Genomic DNA, 17,827 nt, shown 5'->3' with positions numbered 1-17,827 from the left:
TCGAACTCTCCTAGTTAGTTCCTAACCGTACTCGTCTTTTATTATTATTTGAAATCATCTTTTTTCATCCTAGCTATGATTCTGAATCATAACCTATCGAATACTCAGAGTGATTCATAATGTCGTAGACAAGCTGTCTAGCCCAGACGTGGGAAGGTTCGTTATCAAATTTAGGGTGCCAAAGAAGCCAATATTTATGTTTTGGAGTCTTAACCGGTAGCGGTTTAAATACCACATCAAAATGGTTTTTCATGTTGCGAGCGATATGCTCAGGAACAACCATTAAGTAGTCACTCATAGATAACGAGCGAAATGCTGCAGAAAAAAACGGGACTTTTAATCCGATATGCCTGACCTGATTAAGTTCAGCCAGCGCCTGATCGATATAGGTGTCTTTATCACCTCCTCCGGTCACTTTGATGTGTGAAAAGCTTAAAATGTCCTCCACACTCAAAATGCTTTTTTCTGACAACGGATGAGATTGCTTCATCACGCAAACCGGATAATCCTCGCCAATTTGCCACGAAGAAACGCCCTTAGGCGGTTCAGGCGACATAGTGGAAGCGAGCTGAATTTCAGAGTTTGCCATTTCTCCAAGTAAACTTGGCTGCCAAAGGCAGTATTTAATTGAGACTTTAGGCGCTTTAACCGTTATGGCTTCAACCATTTCAGGTAGCAGATATTGCGCGACATAGTCACTGGAGGCGAAAACAAATTCACCTTTCCAAGCGCTTGGTTCAAATTCTGCTTCAATCATCAGTTCATCAAGTTCAACAAACCAATGCTCTAGTTTGTTTAGCAAGCTGACAGCTTTCGGCGTGGGCACTAACTGGTTGCCATCTCTGACTAACAAAGGGTCAGCAAACATCTCTCGCAGCTGACTTAGCTGGCGACTCAAAGCTGACTGGGTAATATTTAACTTCGTCGCCGCCTGACTGACATGACACTCTTCAAGCAACACCTTCAGTGACCGCAGTAAGTTGAGATTTATTTGTGACATCAAAAACTACTTAGCCGTGTTAAACAGTTCTTTTAAAACCGTATGCGTTATCAATTGACGCAGTTGAGAGTAGCTTTGCAATTCATCTCGAATCGCATTTAACTTCGCCATGCTTTCCACTTCAACGTACAGCATCATATCGGTTTCGCCACTAATCGCATGGCACCACTTCACACCGGGGATCAGATAGATCTTGTGAGCATACAGCTCACAGGAGTGTAGGCTCGCAGAGGTATCAAATTTTAGCGCAAAATAGGCACTGACATTATTGGTGTGATCTGGCTCTGCGATTTGAGCGTGATAGCCCAAAATCACTTTGTCTTGTTCAAGTTTCTTAATACGTGCCGTAACGGCAGAGCGTGAAAGGTTCACTTCGCGGGCAATGTCACTCACAGATGCTCTCGCATCCCCTTGCAATATCTCTATGATTTGTCTGTCAAATTTATCCATCGTACATTCCCATTCTTTTCGCTTCTCATACGTTTTTTCTCAAATAAAAAACGTTGAAAAGTAACCAACTTATCCCGTTGATTCATGGCTAATTTGACACAAATTGCATGGCTAGACTACTGACAATTAACGGGAAGTCTCTTTATGAAAGGAGTTTCACCGTCAAAATGGCGGAAATTCGATGAAAAAGTGTCACTTTGACGCTAAAGCAGAACGTTTTGCCAGATGCATCACATCTCAGTTTTGAGTAAGCTTTCGGCATAATAAGAATCAGGGAATGAGAACATGAACCAACTCAAACAAGAGATCACTTTGCTTTCTGGTATCGGTCAGCTATCGACCACATTAATGGGTACCGGATTGTTTATGATCCCAGCCATTGCAGCCGGAATTGCGGGCCATTTTTCACTTTGGGCCTGGCTCATCTTGTTTGTTGCTGTTTGCCCTGTTGCTTTAACTTTCGCAGCGCTTGGGAAAAAATACCCGAGCGCTGGAGGCACTGCATACTTCGTTCGAAAAGCGTATAACGCCCGATTAGAGCGTGCTGTTGCCTGGCTATTTGTAAGCGTCATTCCTGTAGGCGTACCCGCGGCTGTCGCCTTAGCTGCGGGCTTTTTACAGCAATTGTTACCTGCTCAGTTCAATAATGCCATTTTGGCTCAAGTGCTCACGGTAGTACTTCTTATTGGCGTAAACCTAGCAGGGACAAAATCTTCTGGCCGATTACAAACGGCCATCGCATTGAGCATCTTTGCATTAGTGGCATCCTTTCTCTGGATTGGAGACGTGGGAAGCACCGACTTAGTAATGCCAGCACTGAGTATCGATTCCATTTGGTCAATTGGTGCTGCGCTAGGAGTAATGTTCTGGTGTTTTGTGGGAATAGAAGCCTTTGCGCATATGGGTGAAGAATTCAAAAATCCACAACGTGATTTCCCGATTGCCATTCTGGTCGGATGCTTCGTGGCTGGTGCAACCTATTGGGCGTGTTCAGTTATTATCTTGAAGTTTGGAGCTTTTGGTACACCTGAGTTTGATAGCGCCTCTATTCCTTGGCTCAGTGATAAGCTCTTTGGTTCTCGTATGGCAATCATAATCAGCATCATCGGCTTCTTTGCATGTTTTGCCAGTATCAACCTATACACGCAGAGTTTATCGCGTATGGTGTGGGCGCAAGCCAGAGAATATCGTCCTAACAGCGCACTGGCTCAACTCTCTCAGCGCGGCGTTCCAGCCAATGCAACTTGGCTGATTGGCGGCATATTGCTGCTATCGTGTGTAGTCGGTCAACTGTCGAATTTGGATTTGGAATTCTTTCTCAAACTGGCCAATGGTGTCTTTGTCTTAGTCTACTTGTTAGCCATGTTGGCAGCGTACAAGCTACTGAAAGGGTATCAAAAGGCACTGGCTGTTATTGCTTTGATTCTCTGCACTGGCGTGTTTATCTGTCTTGGCTGGTCAATGCTGTATGCTCTGGTCATTTTTGCTGCCTTGGCGATGCCATGGCAAAAAGAGCTGAAAACACAACACCCAATTTAATAGCAAAGGCGGGATACCCCGCCTTTTTTTATGACGCTTTGCGAACTTCAAACCGCCCAACCAATTGTTCCAATCGCTGAAGCGAGTTCTGCATTAAGGTTGTTCTGCGAGATAACTGTGAAGAAGCCTCTTGCAGTTTCACCACAGTAGATTGCGCTTCATCAGCAGTTTGTCTGTGCTCTTCACTATTACGAGCGATGCCTTGAATCAAAGTAAACAATCCAGTGACAGACGTTTGTAAGCGTTCACTGCGAGAAGACTCATCGACAACCTGAGTGCTGTTCTCAACGTTGGTAATGCCCTCTTGCATGTAACTCACTGCTCGCTCTGATTGGGTATGTAACGCAGTCATCAGTTCTCCAATACTGTTCGCGGCTTGAGAGGTTTTGTTTGCCAACACTCGTACCTCATCAGCAACCACAGAGAAGCCTCTGCCATGCTCACCTGCTCTTGCGGCCTCAATAGCAGCATTCAAAGCTAGTAAATTGGTTTGCGCCGTGATCTCGGTAATAACAGAGACGATATTGCCGATTTTCTGCATCTCCTCGTTCACTTCATTGACCGTATGCGCCGACGATTGAACGATATTCTTAATCTCTTGAGCGCTTTCGGCCGCTTTTTGATACTCAAGCTGCGCGGCATGTACCGTTTGCTGCATAAGTTCATGCATTTCAGTCGCAGTGTCATTGGCGCTGTTGATTTCCTGACTCTGCACTCCCGCGAGAGAGAGCATATCCGTAATTGAAGTGGCGGTCATATCACTGCTGGTAAGCAGCAACTGACTGCGGCGAAACATAGATTCCGACACGTTTTTCACTTCATTGCTGGCGAAAACCAGCTCTTGAATAATCCCTTCAAGGCTATCGATAAAACTGTTGGTCCAGCGTCCCAAATCACCGGTTTCGTCAGACTTAAATTTGCTCGCATCTAAACGGCGGGTTAAGTTTCCATCCCCTTCTGCGAGCACCTGCATAACCTGTGTCATCGTCTCTAGATTATTCGCCATAGGCTTGGCACTGAATAAGTGGAATAAACCCATCGCCATTAATCCAAGCAGTATCGAAATTGACATCAGCTGAACGTTTTCTAGTGGGTAAAACAGGTGAAGAACAAAAGGAATCACTAAAGGACCAAACACACTAAGCGCGAACTGTTGACTGAGTTTTTGTGCTACCGAACGATGACGATAAACCTCTTCTAAATCAGATTCGCACATCATTCCCCAACGGTCTTTGGACCCAGGCATAGTAAACGTCACACCCTTACCAATCACAGGTATATGGCGGTAATCAGAATACCCCGGATAGTCGATGTATAAGTTGTGACCATTGTTAATGGTTTCTCTTACCCCTGGATGAAGCTTGTTGGTTGCAGGATCATTAAACACAATTTCAAATTCGGTATGACGACTGACTTTAACTACGCCCCATTTGGTGTTGACGCCATCCTTCAAGTTCTCACCATGGGAAAAATGGTTATCCTCAAAGCGAGAGCGTGAAAGCGCAACACCTTGTTTGATGGTAGGGTCAAAATGAGGTTTGACCATAAACAGGTAGTTGTCGCCCGACTCACTATAGATATGCCCAGCTTCGCGTTGAATCAGGTCACCGATAACATCATTGGGGATTCGCCCACACAAACACCCTTTGGCACCGCCAGCTAATTCGATCGGTTGATAGAACATTAGGGTCACTTCATCATGAAAATGAGAGCTTGATGGACCGATAGCGAGCGTCACTGAATCGCGGTAAGGGCCATGCAAAAATGGCTGAGCTAAACCTTCGTTCAAAGCTTGGGTTGAGACGACCTTCTTGTTTTTCTGTGATGGAAAAGTGGATTCAAGGATCTCTCCTTGTGCAGAGACAATAAACAGCTCAGATAAGTCAGCACTACGGTTTAATAATCGGTTTAAGGTATCCCGATATTCATGGGGAGACTTGGTCGATAAATACAACGAAGCATCATGCAGGAATGACCATTGGTTTTCGGCCCAAGTTGTGAGAATTTTGACTCGGGTGTTCGCAATGTTTTCAAAAGTTTGTTCGAGAGAAGCTTTACGTTTACGGTTAAACCAACAGGCCTTACGCATGGCAAGTTTACCTGTCTTGCCAAACCACGGCAGCCACCTTTTTTCCTCAGGTGTTAAATGCATAAAATTTCCTTATTTTTGTATTGTTATGTGCACCAATGTGCAATAGGCGTTCCAAAAATAAGAAAAAAGTACGTTGTTCTGTATTTTAATAAGAACTCAAACAGGTTAACTATACGAATAAAAATCAAGTAGTTAATATCACTTTCAACTTTTCGTCCTCATACATTAACACGCACCAATTCAGTGAAAAGCATACTCAAAACGCACCATATTGGTTAGCACGCCTACTCTTTAAGCGCATGAAAAAGGGCTTGCGAATGCAAGCCCTTAAAAATCTATAACTCTTACTGGTCTATAAGTAATTACTTACTCATTTCAATGAGAGACTTACCAATCAACCACTCAACCTGTTTGTCACTGCCTTCACCAAATTTTTCGTGAGCCAGCTTGTACATACGTCCTACACCTTTATAAGAGAACTCTTCAGCTTTATCGGCTGCCACAATATGGTGGAAAAACAGACGTAAAATAGCTAAAAACTCTTCGCTATCGAGTGCTTTAAGCCATGAACTCGCGAATGCATCAACGCCATGGTCTAAATCCAAATGTGCGACAAATAGATTGAAAATCTGGCCATCTAGCGCAAGAACAAAGTCTGTCTTTTTCGGGAAGTGGTGACTGATGCCTGTTCTGGATACACCCGTTTGTTGACTTAATGTGGTGTATGACATTTTGTCATAGCCTAATCTTAACAGTTGGTCGACAACAGCATTCATGATTGTTTGAATGGTCACTTCTGTATCTTCTTTACTACGCTTCGGCATATTAGTAGCTCTTTGTGTACAAACTCATCAAAAAATAAAATGAATCAAATACTGCTGAAATAGTTCAACAGCCAATTCATCTTTGTAAGAAAATATCCTTTCATTCAAATTGAATGAATAAAATATCCTTTAAAAATTCATCTCAATATGGGAAGAGTCCATTCACGCCCTTATCTCCACGTAAGAATAATCTTACAATCAACAAGGTATGACAATGCGTCAAACGGTGTAATGACAAAAAAACGTCACTATAACGCCTAATTTTCGACTATTATCACACTCCTATTTCTGTTACCTGCGTCAACAATATCAACCCGTGTTCATACATTGTTGCATTATCATTTATCTGGAACACCCGCTGATAGAGGGTTAGAATGTCCTTAAATTTTGTAAGAGGATTTTTAGATGAGTAACGAAAGCTGTGAAGTAAACCAAGTTTGTGAAGCTTGTGGTTGTTCTGCTGAAATGGGCTTTTTTATCAAAGAGGGTGATGAAGTTGCAGAAGTGACTATTTTCGCACCGAGTCAAGACCAACTAAAAAGCGAATTAGACAAGTATATTGCTCTGGCAAAAGAAGTGTGCGCAGCGGTAGAGTTTGAATCAACACCTATCGATGAAAACACAACTGAGCTGAATGCACGTTTCAAATTTGAAGTGAGTGCAGAGAAGCTCATCTTCGAACTTAAATCGCGTTCACTGATGCGATAATATCTCTTCAAAAGCGAGCACCCAGCTCGCTTTTGTGATCTTCTCCCTGTGATTTTGTTCTTCATTGAAGACATCGCCACTCCTGCCGATACTATCGTTAATACTGTGACGAGATTTAGGAAAAACATGTCTTTCTCAACTTGGCGTTTCTCTGCTTGGGCGCTTTGCATTGCTTTATACTCATTACCTTTGAATGCTGCACCTCTCGATCAGTACCGCATACTTAATCATCTGGATAATTACGGTAACCTTGATTTGCGAAATAAACCGTATACCAGCTTACCTGACGGGCTAGAGGTTAAAGGCAATCTCAACATCGCAAAAACGTCGATAACATCACTGCCAAAAGGCTTAACTGTGATGGGAAGTTTAGATGCGTCAAATAGCCAGCTTGAACGCATTCAACGTGGCACAAAGATTCGTGGTTATGCAAATTTTCTCGGTTCGCAAATCAAAATCTGGCCTGCGCGAATTCAAGTTGGCGGGTTCCTTAACTTTACCGATACGCCACTAGAGCAACTGCCACCAGCGATGACAGTCAAAGGGGATTTGAGCGTAGCCAGAACACCATTAACTGAACTCCCCGAGGGAATTGTGATTGAAGGCAGCCTTTATATTGGCGGCTCAAAAATCGTCACATTCCCAGACACAATGACAGTGAAAGGCAACATCTACCTAGGCGGTAATGTCATTACAAAATGGCCGAAAAATTTGACCTTAGGCGGAGCCGTTGCTCGCTAAGCCGAGCACCAAAGCCAGAAACAAAAAAGAGAAGCCAAATCGCTTCTCTTTTTTTCGTTCTATTTATGCGCTATTGATTACGCACTGGGTTTGCGTAGCTATCAAGCAGGTACTGATGAGCGTTCAGTGGAAGCTGTGACAGCTTTTGTTCCAATTTCGCTTTTACCGCTGGTGTAATGTCTGCATCTTCACGTCCAGCCGCTAACAAGTTGATTGGATATAACTTGTAGTTCGCGTGGATTTGACGGTCAATCTCTTGCGCAAGTTCTTCCGGCGTTTCGTAAGTCTCAGTGATCACGTTACCAAATGCGACATGAACTCGACCTTTGTCGCCGATGATGCCCTGAATGATACTTTCGATATCTTCAAACTCGCCTTTTTCGTATTTACCATGGGTCGCTTTTTCATAAAGCTCGCGCGCCTTGGCGATATCACAAGGATCGTTTTCATAAGAAATTGAAACTGGCACAATTCTTAACGATTTAATGTACTCAGAAAACTCAACCTTCTGTTTACGACCTTCGACGTTAAACATTTTTAGGATCGCAGGATCGGTAAAATCGTTACCGTCTTTAGCGCGACCTTCTTTTTGAGCAATCCAAATTGAATGCCCTGTATCCAAAGAGTGCTTGATATAGCCAGACAAAGTACCCAGAGCTTTCATCATTTCACGTGGAGCTTTGGCTGAGCGCTTAACGATAAAGCTTTTGTTCAATCGCATCAGTTCTGTGGCACAAGGCTTCTTCAGCAAGTTATCGCCAATCGCAATACGAACTGTACGGTGCCCTGACTCATACAAACCGTAGTTAACCAACGCAGGATCCATCGCGATATCACGGTGATTAGACACAAACAGGTAAGCAGTATTCTTATCTAGTTTGTTCAAGCCACTGTAAGTCACACCTTTGGTGGTGTGCTCCAACGTTTTTTCTAAATACTTTTTCACTTCTAGCTGAATGGCATCAACCGAAGTCAGCTTTGCCCACTTAAACTTAAGGTAAGCTTTTACGAATGGGCCCATCATCGTTTTTAGCCATGAAGGTTGACGCTCAAAACGATGATCGAGAATCGCTGTGATAAATTCTTCATCATTAATTAGACGTTCGATGGCTGCGGGAATTTCTTCGTCGTTATAGGGACGAATCTCTTGATACGGGTCGGTGGTTGAAGTCATATTCTCGTACATCAAATAAAAAACTGGCTTATTCTACGCGCACTCGCATTAGCTCGCAGCTATCATAAGCACATAAATTACAAGGTCAGACCAGAAAATCAAAAATAAGTTTCTGTCTGTTTTCCTTCTATCTCCTAACTGATAGGCATTGCGGTTAGTCCGCAGCTAAGAGATCCACAACTCGATATTTGGCTTTTGAGTGGATAAACGTTAATCTTAGCGCCCTTAATTTTATGAGGCCTTGTATGAACTACGCTATTCAATCTGAAACCTGCTTATTTCCATATCTGGAAGTCACACCGCGTAAGCGTGCAACAAAGCATAGTTTAGTCAAGGTTAACAATGGCCTTGCTCTATTCAAATTGGGCAAACAAGAGTACGCCATTGAAGCAGGACAAGCGATTTGGATCCCTATCGAATGTTTATGCTCCCTCACCTTTTTGCCAAATACTCACATCACTCGAGTCGATTTTTCAGTTCGTCTGCGAGATGAGTTTCCTCATCAATCTGGATTCATCACACTGACAGAATTAAGTTCGGCACTGCTTAGTCGCATACAGTCGACCAATGCAGGTGACGAAGTGTACCCGCATTTGTTGCAAGTACTCAAAGATGAAGTCAAAAAACTTGAGCCAAAGCTTGTAGAAAATGGCTTAAGCCAACAGTTTGCTCGCTGGCAGCCGAATCAGCAGGGAGCCATTAACAAAGAACATCATGTAGCTTTACTCGTAAGAGAAGCCATGAAGCGTAAGCTTTCCGGCATAAAAACCCAGATAGTGATTGATGAACTGTTTTCAGGCAATGCCGTGCAGTTCGAACAAATGTGCCAGTTAGTGCTTGGCAAATCTCTTTAAAAGAAGATTAAAAAAAACAGCCAGCTAATAATAGTTGGCTGTTTTTCTATAAGGCGAAGAAATGCGCCTAGTTGACCACTTCAATATCCGTTTCTGGTACACAGCAACACGCTAAAGCCATTCCCATATTACGTTCGTGATCTTGCAATGCCGGAACATCTGGCTGATGAACTTTGCCCGATTCAACCTTCACTTTACAGGCACCGCAGAATCCGGCGCGACAACTGTTTGCAATAGGAACGCCTGCGGCTTCAGCTTGCTCTAACAGGGTGCTTTGGTTATTTCCTTCAAACAGGTTGCCGTTAACACTTAACTGTAAGGTTTTAAATTCTCTGACGGTTTGCTGCGCTACGCCAAAGGCTTCTTGGTGATAAGCGTTTTCAGCCACACCTAGTTTAAGCAGCAAGTTCTTGGCTTTTTGCATAAAACCATCTGGACCACATACAAACACTTGGCGTGAAGCAACATCTTTCACCTGTTTGAGGTGTGACAGAGATAAACGTCCTTTCAAACCAAACCAGTCAACTGGTGGTTGGGAAAGAGATATAAACACCTTCAGTTCAGGATGAGCAAGTTCTAGTTGTTCCAGCTCTTCGCGACATGGAATGTCTTCAACAGAACGACATTGATGATAGAACACCACATCACGCATCTGCTGGTTATCGGCCAGATAACGCAGCATAGACAGCATAGGCGTCACGCCGCTTCCCGCTGAAAGTAGCAACAGTGGCTGATTATGATGTTCAGAGGTTAAATGAAAACTGCCATCAGGCGTCTGGGTTGTTAATGTGTCACCAACTTGCAGGTTATCAAGTAACCAGTTCGAGACACGGCCGCCATCAATACGCTTAATAGAAATTGCCAGCCGTCCCGGACGAGAAGGGCTTGAAGACAAAGTGTAAAAGCGACCAATGTTTTCACCGTCGACAATAATCTCAATGGGCAAATGTTGACCAGGCTGATAATTCGGCAACACGCCGTGTTGCGGCTCCAGCCAGAAAGTCACAAAATCGCGAGCAATTTCTTCACGCTCAACACAAGTCATCAGGTAGTGACGCTGCCCTAAATCTGGGTAGTACTCTTTCTCTTTGTATTCTAGAACTTCTATCTTGTCTCCCGCATGAATCATGCCTTCATTTCTGGCTACAAGATTCTGGCCGAAGAATACGCCACCGCGCTCGTTAGCACGAAACTGGGAAAGGGTACGCAGTGGTTCTTTGGTTGGACGATATTGGCCTTTTTCAAGATCCACCGTCGTCATAATGCAGCGTTCACAAGGCTTCAGAGCCTCGAATTCCACTTCACCAATACGGATGCGCTTCCAACCATCTTCCGCAAAAGGTTCCGTACCTGATACAACAAGGTTGGTGCGAAACTGATCCATGCTGTGATGTTCCGGACTACGACGATTCAACTCATCCAGCGAGCCTTGGCTAATAATTAATAGCGGGTAACCATCCGCAAAGCTGACGTTATGGCCGAACTTATCACGAACACGATTGGACTGTTGACCAGTGAACAACAGCTCAACACGCTGCCCCATAATCTCACTGAACCAGTCGTCTGCTTCATCTGTTGTGGTGTACGCAATAAAGCGGTCATCCCAAACCGTTGCCGGTGACTCCTGCATTTTAAAGTCGGCGTAACGAATCGTAAGTGGCGATTTACCCTGTGCGCTAAATATCAGACCATCCGGCGTCAGACTAGATCGAATCTTGACCATATGCGGGTATTTACGGGCTGTCACCATACTGCCATCAGCAAGTGCCAGCATAAATCGTCGGTCAAACATCAACCCTTGTTTCTCAACCCATGTGGTAGATAAAGAGAGTCCACCCACCGATTTCACTGGATACACATTGATTTGAGAAAGTACCGCTGACGACATGACACACATCCTTACGTATGGTTAAACAAAATAAATATCCGAGCCACCTAGGCGTCTCGCTTCCAGTGATCACAGAACAGGGCTATGAATGACACAAATACGCTATCGTTTCAATCTATTAGGCGCGAGAAACTGCTGTAAACAAACAGAACTGACAAATTAAAAGATGAAATGAGAAGCCAATTACTCTATCATCCTGTCGCCTAAACGGAAGCGTTTGCGTAACGCAAAATTTCTTTTAGGCTCCAATCATTCCAATGACTTCATGGTGGGAGCAATTCATGACAACACTTACGATCACTCGTCCTGACGACTGGCACGTTCACCTTCGCGATGGCGAAGTTCTTGCTGATACTGTGCGTGATATCAGCCGTTACAACGGACGCGCGCTTATTATGCCAAACACCGTCCCACCCGTGACCAATACCGAAATGGCGCTTGCTTACCGTGATCGCATCATGGCGCAAAATCCAAGTGCTACGTTCCAACCTTTGATGTCTTTGTATTTAACCGATAACACCTCAGCTGACGATATTCGCCAAGCGAAAGCGTCTGGTGCTGTAGTTGCCGCAAAACTCTACCCAGCAGGTGCAACGACCAACTCTGACTCGGGTGTGACGAACGCGAAAAACATTTACCCAGTTCTGCAAGCAATGCAAGAAGAAGGTATGTTGCTGCTGGTTCACGGCGAAGTGACCACTCACGAAGTCGACATTTTTGACCGTGAAAAGACCTTCTTAGAAACCGTTCTTGCGCCAATCGTGAATGATTTCCCTAACCTTAAAATCGTTCTAGAACACATCACAACCGCAGAAGCGGTTAACTTTGTGAAGAACGCTTCAGACAACGTGGCAGCAACCATTACTGCTCACCACTTGCTGTTTAATCGCAACCATATGTTGGTTGGCGGTATTCGCCCTCACCTGTTCTGTCTGCCAATTTTGAAGCGTGCAACTCACCAACATGCGCTTATCGCGGCAGCAACGTCTGGCAACAAGAAGTTTTTCCTAGGAACAGACTCAGCGCCTCACGCTAAAGGCAAGAAAGAAGCGGCTTGTGGTTGTGCGGGTTCATACACGGCTCACGCGGCACTGGAACTGTACGCCGAAGTATTCGAGCAAGAAGGTAAACTTGAGAATCTGGAAGCATTCGCTAGCCACAATGGTCCGGACTTCTACGGTGTTCCACGCAACACAGACACTGTGACTCTAACCAAAGCGTCTTGGGAAGTTCCTGCAAGCATGCCTTTTGGCGGCGAAACAGTGGTTCCAATTCGCGCTGGAGAAGCAATTCAGTGGCAAGTTGCTTAACACTGCTCTTCTTGAATGAAAAAGCCGCCTTGTTAGGCGGCTTTTTCGTATGCAACTTTCGCTATTTTAGCGAACTGAGCTTAATCAAATTCTGGAGCAACCACTTCGACCGGCACTCCGTTTTGCGCCAGTATCACCGCTTTTGCTTTCACTTCCGACTTATCAAACTCATCCAGCCACCATTTTAGCTCTACTGGTAAAACGAGATCTTTCTTGCTGCCATCGCTGCGAGTCAGTGGTTCGTGCGCTTCAACGAAAACACTTCTGTCAGGTTCCAAGGCCACTTTGACTGGTTCGTCAATGATGCGAACCTTTTCGCCTCGCTCAACCTGATTGAACAACCATTCGATATCTTTCGGCTCCATACGGATACAGCCAGAACTTACACGCAAACCAATACCAAAATCTTTATTGGTACCATGGATCAGGTAGTCACCATTACCAAAGGCAAGGCGAAGCGCGTATTCACCTAGTGGATTCTCTGGACCTGAAGGAACAACTTTTGGCAGTTCAATGCCTTTTTGCAGATATTCTTTTCGGATAGAGTCCGGTGGAGTCCAAGTTGGATTTGGTCGTTTCTGGCTGATCTTGGTTTCCATTTCAGGCGTATCACGTCCAATTCGACCGATACCTACAGGGAAAATATGCACCTTTCTCTCTTCAGGCTTGAAGTAGTAAAGACGCAGTTCAGCAAGATTCACCACGATGCCTTCATAAGGCACCATGGGCAAAATGATTTGCGACGGAATGGTCAGTACATAACCTTCTTGTGGAAGGAAAGGATCAACGCCTTTATTCGCAGCCATCAAGCCTAAAAAACCGATGTCATACTGCTTGGCGATTTGCGCTAATGTTTCGCCTTTTTCAATCACATGGTATTGGGCATTTCCCACCATGCTGCTTCCTTCCATCGGAAAGTCATAAGTGGCTGCAAACACCTTTGTCATAAAACTGGACGCCACTATGCAACCAATGACCAATAACTTACGCAACATGTATATCTTTATCCCTTGCCTGCTTATACATGTCTAAGGTTACTTCTCTTTCCGCTTTATGATCAACTATTGGAGAAGGATATAACACCGAGTTTACACCCGCCCATAACCAAGGGGCATGAATATATTTGTCAGGCACCGAACTCAACTCCGGAATCCAGTGGCGAATGAATACTCCACTTTCATCAAATTTTTCACCTTGGGTGATCGGATTGAAAATTCGAAAATACGGCTGACCATCACACCCTGTTGATGCACACCACTGCCAGCCGCCATTGTTTGCCGCGTAGTCACCATCAACAAGCTTGCTCATAAAATAGCGTTCGCCCCAACGCCAGTCGATATGCAGATCTTTGGTCAGAAAGCTGGCAACGATCATTCGTAAGCGGTTATGCATCCACCCCGTTTGATTCAGTTGTCTCATGGCCGCATCCACAATTGGGTAGCCCGTTTCTCCCTGACACCAACGTTCAAAATGGTCATGCTCCTGCCACCATTTCACATAACGCCCCCAGTAGAGGAAATCTTTTCCTTTGCACAACTTAGGCTCAAAAGTAAGTAAGTGCTGATAAAACTCGCGCCATATCAACTCACTCAGCCATGTTTGAGCGCCTTGAGACAAAAAGCCCATTTTGGATTCAGCGTAAAGCCTTGCCATACATTGTCTTGCCGACAACGCACCTATCGCTAAGTAAGGAGACAAACTGCTGGTGCCATCTATGGCAGGAAAATCTCGTTGCTCGTGGTAACTGTCCATACGCTCTTGGCAGAACGATCTCAGTTGAGATCGAATCGACTCAAAATCGACCTCCCATCCAGAGCTGTCTTCTCTCGGATAACTGAATAACTGCTGTTGGTTCCAAACCAAAGGTTGCACTGCTTTTGCTAACGCTGCTTTGGCTGCACTTTGGGTAGCAGAAATGATGGGTACGCCAGCAACAGCAAGCCAAGCCTTTTTAAAAGGCGTAAATACCTTGAAATATTGGCCTTGTTTATTGAGCAGACTGCCTGCGGGGATGATGCATTTGTCGTGATACGACTGCCATCCGATACCTTGTTGTGCTAATGCGGATTGAGCTTGTTTATCTCGCGCCTGCTCATTCACTTCGTAATCTTGATTGACCAAGACTTCGTTAACTTCACACAGCTTCGCTATCTCAACAATGCTGTTTGCCGATTGCTCAAAATCACTCACTTCCTTATAAAGCAGCGGAATATTAAGCGCTCTAAGCTCTTGTTGCAGAGCGCTCAGGCGACGATAGATAAGATCAGCCTGACGGGGAGCCATATGGTGTTGATGCCATTGCTCAGGCGTGGCGATAAAGACAGCGGTGACGGGTTCTCCGCTCTCAATTGCGCTGTTAAGAGCCGTATTATCAACGGCTCTTAAATCTCGGCGTAACCAAACAAGTTTCACTAATCCAGTCCATTGAGTGTTTGCAGTACATCAGACAGAAAGCATTGATCGTTAAATTGCTTACGCAGCTTAGCGATCGCAGTCATCTGCGCGTCTGCCAGTGATTTATGAGAGAACAATGCCAATGCACTGTATGATTCAACGGCTTCGTTACCTACCAGCCCTGAGACGTCATCGACGCCATCAAGAAACGTCACATTGTAGCCCTTCTCAGACCATGTAACCGCCCAAAGCCAGGCCAGCAAGCTACCCACCGGATCATAACTGACACATAAGCATTTACCTTTGTGAGCCGCTTTGTTTTCGGCTTCCAGAATCGATGAAAGCTTATTGATCATCAGAGATTGAAACAGACCTTTTTGCAGAGAGCGCAAAGGGCCTTTCACTCGCTCTAAAGCATCAATCACCGGAAACGCAAACTGGCTCTCAACAATATCCAACGGATACTCTTTCATTACCGTGGCAATAATGTTCTCTGACTTGCCACGATTCAGCTGAGAGAGTGCCGTAAGTAACTGCTCACATTCTTCCAGTTGTACTCGCGTTTCCTGCTGTAACTCATTAGTAGGAACGCCGCCTTTCAGCAACTCGCTCACTTTGCCTATGGATACGCCTTTAGCCAGCCATCCCTGTATCTCTTTAATGCTATCGATATTTTCTTGGTTAAATAAACGATGGCCTTTTTCAGTTCTTTGCGGCTGAACCAAATTGTATCGGCGTTGCCAAGCTCTTAGTGTTACAGGCTTAACACCGGTTAACTCTGCTACTTCACGAATAGCGTATAGCTTTTGTTCATAAGCCATAGCGTAACTTTAACTCCTGTGGATATGGATCCAGATAGCGTTGCTGTATCAGGTAAGAATCTGGATATAACGTCAAATAGTGCTTAATTAGGGTAATTGGCGCGAGCAGCGGCAAAATGCCCTTTCTGTAATCATGAATAACTTCTGAGAGTTCTTTTTTCTGAGACTTATCAAGCGAACGTTTAAAGTAACCCTGAAGATGCATCAACACGTTAGTGTGATTCTTTCTGCTGGCTCTGATTTTCAAAGCTTGCATCAAACCTAAACGGTACAGTTCAATAAACTCGTCGGGCGCGTAGTTTGCCACATTTGCCACTAATCTTCCCAGCTCACGATAAGACATAGGGTGATGAGCCATTAACGTCAGCTTATAGCGAGAATGGAATGCCACAACTTTACCCGCGGTTGGCTCTTTGCCCAGTGTTTGATAGAAATCATGCAGGCAATACACACGCGTTATAAAGTTTTCCTTTAACACCGCGTCATTGAGTCTTCCGTCTTCTTCCACCGGAAGCCAAGGCATTTTTTCCATCAACATTTGCGTGTAAAGTCCAACTCCAGTCTTTTCGGCTTCATGGGATTTATACACTTTGACTTTTTCCATACCGCAAGAAGGCGATTTTGCACAGACAATGTAGCCGCACAAATGCATATCCATCAGTTGGTTTATTTTCTGCTCAGAATACTGCAACAAACCAGCGGTGTGGTCTTTGGTTGGATCTTTGGTTTCAACCAGAGAAATACGTTCATCATTGGAGATTAAACGTATTGGTGGGCGCGGCACAGGCAACCCCATCCCAACTTCTGGGCATACGGGAACAAACTCGAAATAGGGCGCGAGCTCTTTATTTACAAATTGGCTGGCTTTATGACCAGAATCAAATCGAACGTTCTGCCCAAGAACACAAGCACTAATGCCCAACAAAATAGGTGAATCAGCCATATCAGCGCCCTCTTCTCTAAAGTTGATAATAACAATTATACAAAAGAAAACTTTGTACAAGTTATAGCACATTTAAAACTAGTTATACAATTTTAAAATTCGTACAAATAAAGCCAACGTTTTCCTGTATCGATTGCTCTATCAGTTTCAACACTTTTAGTTATCAACTATCGAGTGATGCACCACACTCGCTTTTTTTGTGACCAAAATCGCAAGAAACCCTGTTATTACTCACTAATATTGCCTCAACAGACAAATCCTCAGTCAACAGAAATAGTAATTTGACATGCAATACTGTTTAATTGGCTGAACATTTTTGGAGAACAATTATGGCAACCCCACACATTAACGCACAACCTGGTGATTTCGCTGAAACAGTACTAATGCCTGGTGACCCGCTTCGCGCAAAATTCATTGCGGATACTTACCTTGAAGACGTGAAGCAAGTGTGTGACGTACGTAATATGTTCGGTTACACCGGCACATATAAAGGCAAAAAAGTTTCTGTAATGGGTCACGGTATGGGTATTCCATCATGCTGTATCTACGTTCACGAACTGATTGCTGAATACGGTGTGAAAAACGTAATTCGTGTAGGTAGCTGTGGTGCCGTACGTGACGACGTTAAACTGATGGACGTGGTTATCGGTATGGGCGCATCTACTGACTCTAAAGTTAACCGTATCCGTTTCAGCAACCATGACTTTGCTGCAATCGCTGATTTTGATCTATTAGAAGCGGCTGTTGCTCAAGCTCGTGCTCAAAATGTTTCGGTTAAAGTTGGTAACATTTTCTCTGCAGACCTGTTCTACACTCCAGAGCCAGAAATTTTCGAGAAAATGAAAAAACTAGGCATCCTAGGTGTTGATATGGAAGCTGCAGGTATCTACGGTGTAGCAGCAGATTTGGGCGCTCGCGCTCTAACAATTCTGACCGTATCTGACCATATTCTACGTGGTGAAAAACTCAGTGCAGAAGAGCGTCAAAAATCTTTCCATGAAATGATGCAAGTAGCACTTGAAACAGCTATCACCATGTAATTCAAAATTTACTTCAGGGTTGCCGAGTAGCGCGCTTGGCACCCTTCCA

The 17,827-nt window shown here is 44.4% G+C and carries 16 protein-coding genes; 6 read left to right on the top strand and 10 right to left on the bottom strand.

Annotated features, from left to right (window positions below; translation table 11 throughout):
* Nucleotides 1-73: 73 nt before the first annotated feature.
* Nucleotides 74-1,003: a LysR family transcriptional regulator gene (locus tag HKI82_RS02180; RefSeq protein ID WP_171137060.1), complete on the bottom strand. Its 930-nt coding sequence runs from the start codon at nt 1,001-1,003 to the stop codon at nt 74-76.
* 3 nt (nt 1,004-1,006) lie between these two features.
* Entirely contained in the window at nt 1,007-1,450 is a 444-nt protein-coding gene (locus tag HKI82_RS02175) for an Lrp/AsnC family transcriptional regulator (protein ID WP_042479640.1), read from the bottom strand.
* A gap of 285 nt (nt 1,451-1,735) precedes the next feature.
* On the opposite strand from HKI82_RS02175, the gene yjeH reads away from it, so the two are divergent.
* Nucleotides 1,736-2,989 (top strand): L-methionine/branched-chain amino acid transporter, encoded by a 1,254-nt coding sequence (gene yjeH, locus HKI82_RS02170; protein ID WP_171137059.1) that lies wholly within the window; start codon nt 1,736-1,738, stop codon nt 2,987-2,989.
* Between the two features lie 28 nt (nt 2,990-3,017).
* Here yjeH and HKI82_RS02165 read toward each other — a convergent pair whose 3' ends face one another.
* On the bottom strand, nt 3,018-5,141 hold the full coding sequence (locus tag HKI82_RS02165) for a methyl-accepting chemotaxis protein (RefSeq protein ID WP_171137058.1): 2,124 nt from the start codon (nt 5,139-5,141) through the stop codon (nt 3,018-3,020).
* A 302-nt stretch (nt 5,142-5,443) separates the two neighbouring features.
* A complete protein-coding gene (locus HKI82_RS02160; protein ID WP_102939804.1) occupies nt 5,444-5,905 on the bottom strand; it encodes a TetR family transcriptional regulator in 462 nt (153 codons plus the stop codon).
* 405 nt (nt 5,906-6,310) lie between these two features.
* Between HKI82_RS02160 and HKI82_RS02155 the strand changes: the two genes are divergently transcribed.
* Nucleotides 6,311-6,613, top strand: a complete 303-nt coding sequence (locus tag HKI82_RS02155) for a YfcZ/YiiS family protein (protein ID WP_171137057.1) — start codon at nt 6,311-6,313, stop codon at nt 6,611-6,613.
* A 126-nt stretch (nt 6,614-6,739) separates the two neighbouring features.
* Entirely contained in the window at nt 6,740-7,354 is a 615-nt protein-coding gene (locus tag HKI82_RS02150) for a leucine-rich repeat domain-containing protein (protein WP_240956629.1), read from the top strand.
* A gap of 70 nt (nt 7,355-7,424) precedes the next feature.
* Here HKI82_RS02150 and HKI82_RS02145 read toward each other — a convergent pair whose 3' ends face one another.
* Nucleotides 7,425-8,528: a 1-acyl-sn-glycerol-3-phosphate acyltransferase gene (locus tag HKI82_RS02145; protein WP_042479631.1), complete on the bottom strand. Its 1,104-nt coding sequence runs from the start codon at nt 8,526-8,528 to the stop codon at nt 7,425-7,427.
* Nucleotides 8,529-8,773: 245 nt separating this feature from the next.
* Between HKI82_RS02145 and HKI82_RS02140 the strand changes: the two genes are divergently transcribed.
* Nucleotides 8,774-9,382: an AraC family transcriptional regulator gene (locus tag HKI82_RS02140; RefSeq protein WP_171137056.1), complete on the top strand. Its 609-nt coding sequence runs from the start codon at nt 8,774-8,776 to the stop codon at nt 9,380-9,382.
* 67 nt (nt 9,383-9,449) lie between these two features.
* Here the strand turns inward: HKI82_RS02140 and HKI82_RS02135 are convergent, their stop codons facing one another.
* On the bottom strand, nt 9,450-11,270 hold the full coding sequence (locus tag HKI82_RS02135; RefSeq protein WP_171137055.1) for a hybrid-cluster NAD(P)-dependent oxidoreductase: 1,821 nt from the start codon (nt 11,268-11,270) through the stop codon (nt 9,450-9,452).
* Nucleotides 11,271-11,551: 281 nt separating this feature from the next.
* On the opposite strand from HKI82_RS02135, the gene pyrC reads away from it, so the two are divergent.
* Nucleotides 11,552-12,580, top strand: a complete 1,029-nt coding sequence (gene pyrC, locus HKI82_RS02130) for a dihydroorotase (protein WP_102939809.1) — start codon at nt 11,552-11,554, stop codon at nt 12,578-12,580.
* Nucleotides 12,581-12,660: 80 nt separating this feature from the next.
* Here the strand turns inward: pyrC and HKI82_RS02125 are convergent, their stop codons facing one another.
* From HKI82_RS02125 to HKI82_RS02110, 4 genes are read right to left on the bottom strand one after another with little or no spacing between them, the layout of a single operon-like run.
* Nucleotides 12,661-13,575 (bottom strand): L,D-transpeptidase family protein, encoded by a 915-nt coding sequence (locus tag HKI82_RS02125; protein ID WP_102939810.1) that lies wholly within the window; start codon nt 13,573-13,575, stop codon nt 12,661-12,663.
* A complete protein-coding gene (gene phrB / locus HKI82_RS02120) occupies nt 13,565-14,992 on the bottom strand; it encodes a deoxyribodipyrimidine photo-lyase (RefSeq protein ID WP_171137054.1) in 1,428 nt (475 codons plus the stop codon). Before phrB ends, HKI82_RS02125 begins: the two co-directional genes overlap by 11 nt.
* Nucleotides 14,992-15,795, bottom strand: a complete 804-nt coding sequence (locus tag HKI82_RS02115; RefSeq protein WP_171137053.1) for a MerR family transcriptional regulator — start codon at nt 15,793-15,795, stop codon at nt 14,992-14,994. Before HKI82_RS02115 ends, phrB begins: the two co-directional genes overlap by 1 nt.
* Nucleotides 15,785-16,738, bottom strand: coding sequence for a YbgA family protein (locus HKI82_RS02110; protein WP_102939813.1), 954 nt, complete (start codon nt 16,736-16,738; stop codon nt 15,785-15,787). The genes HKI82_RS02115 and HKI82_RS02110 overlap by 11 nt, the downstream gene beginning before the upstream one ends.
* 329 nt (nt 16,739-17,067) lie before the next feature.
* Between HKI82_RS02110 and deoD the strand changes: the two genes are divergently transcribed.
* Complete coding sequence (deoD, locus tag HKI82_RS02105) at nt 17,068-17,778, top strand: purine-nucleoside phosphorylase (RefSeq protein WP_042479622.1); 711 nt, start codon at nt 17,068-17,070, stop codon at nt 17,776-17,778.
* The last annotated feature ends 49 nt before the right edge of the window (nt 17,779-17,827 follow it).

Source organism: Vibrio plantisponsor (assembly GCF_013041605.1).
Classification (GTDB): domain Bacteria; phylum Pseudomonadota; class Gammaproteobacteria; order Enterobacterales; family Vibrionaceae; genus Vibrio; species Vibrio plantisponsor.
This window is presented reverse-complemented; position numbering and strand designations above follow the sequence as displayed.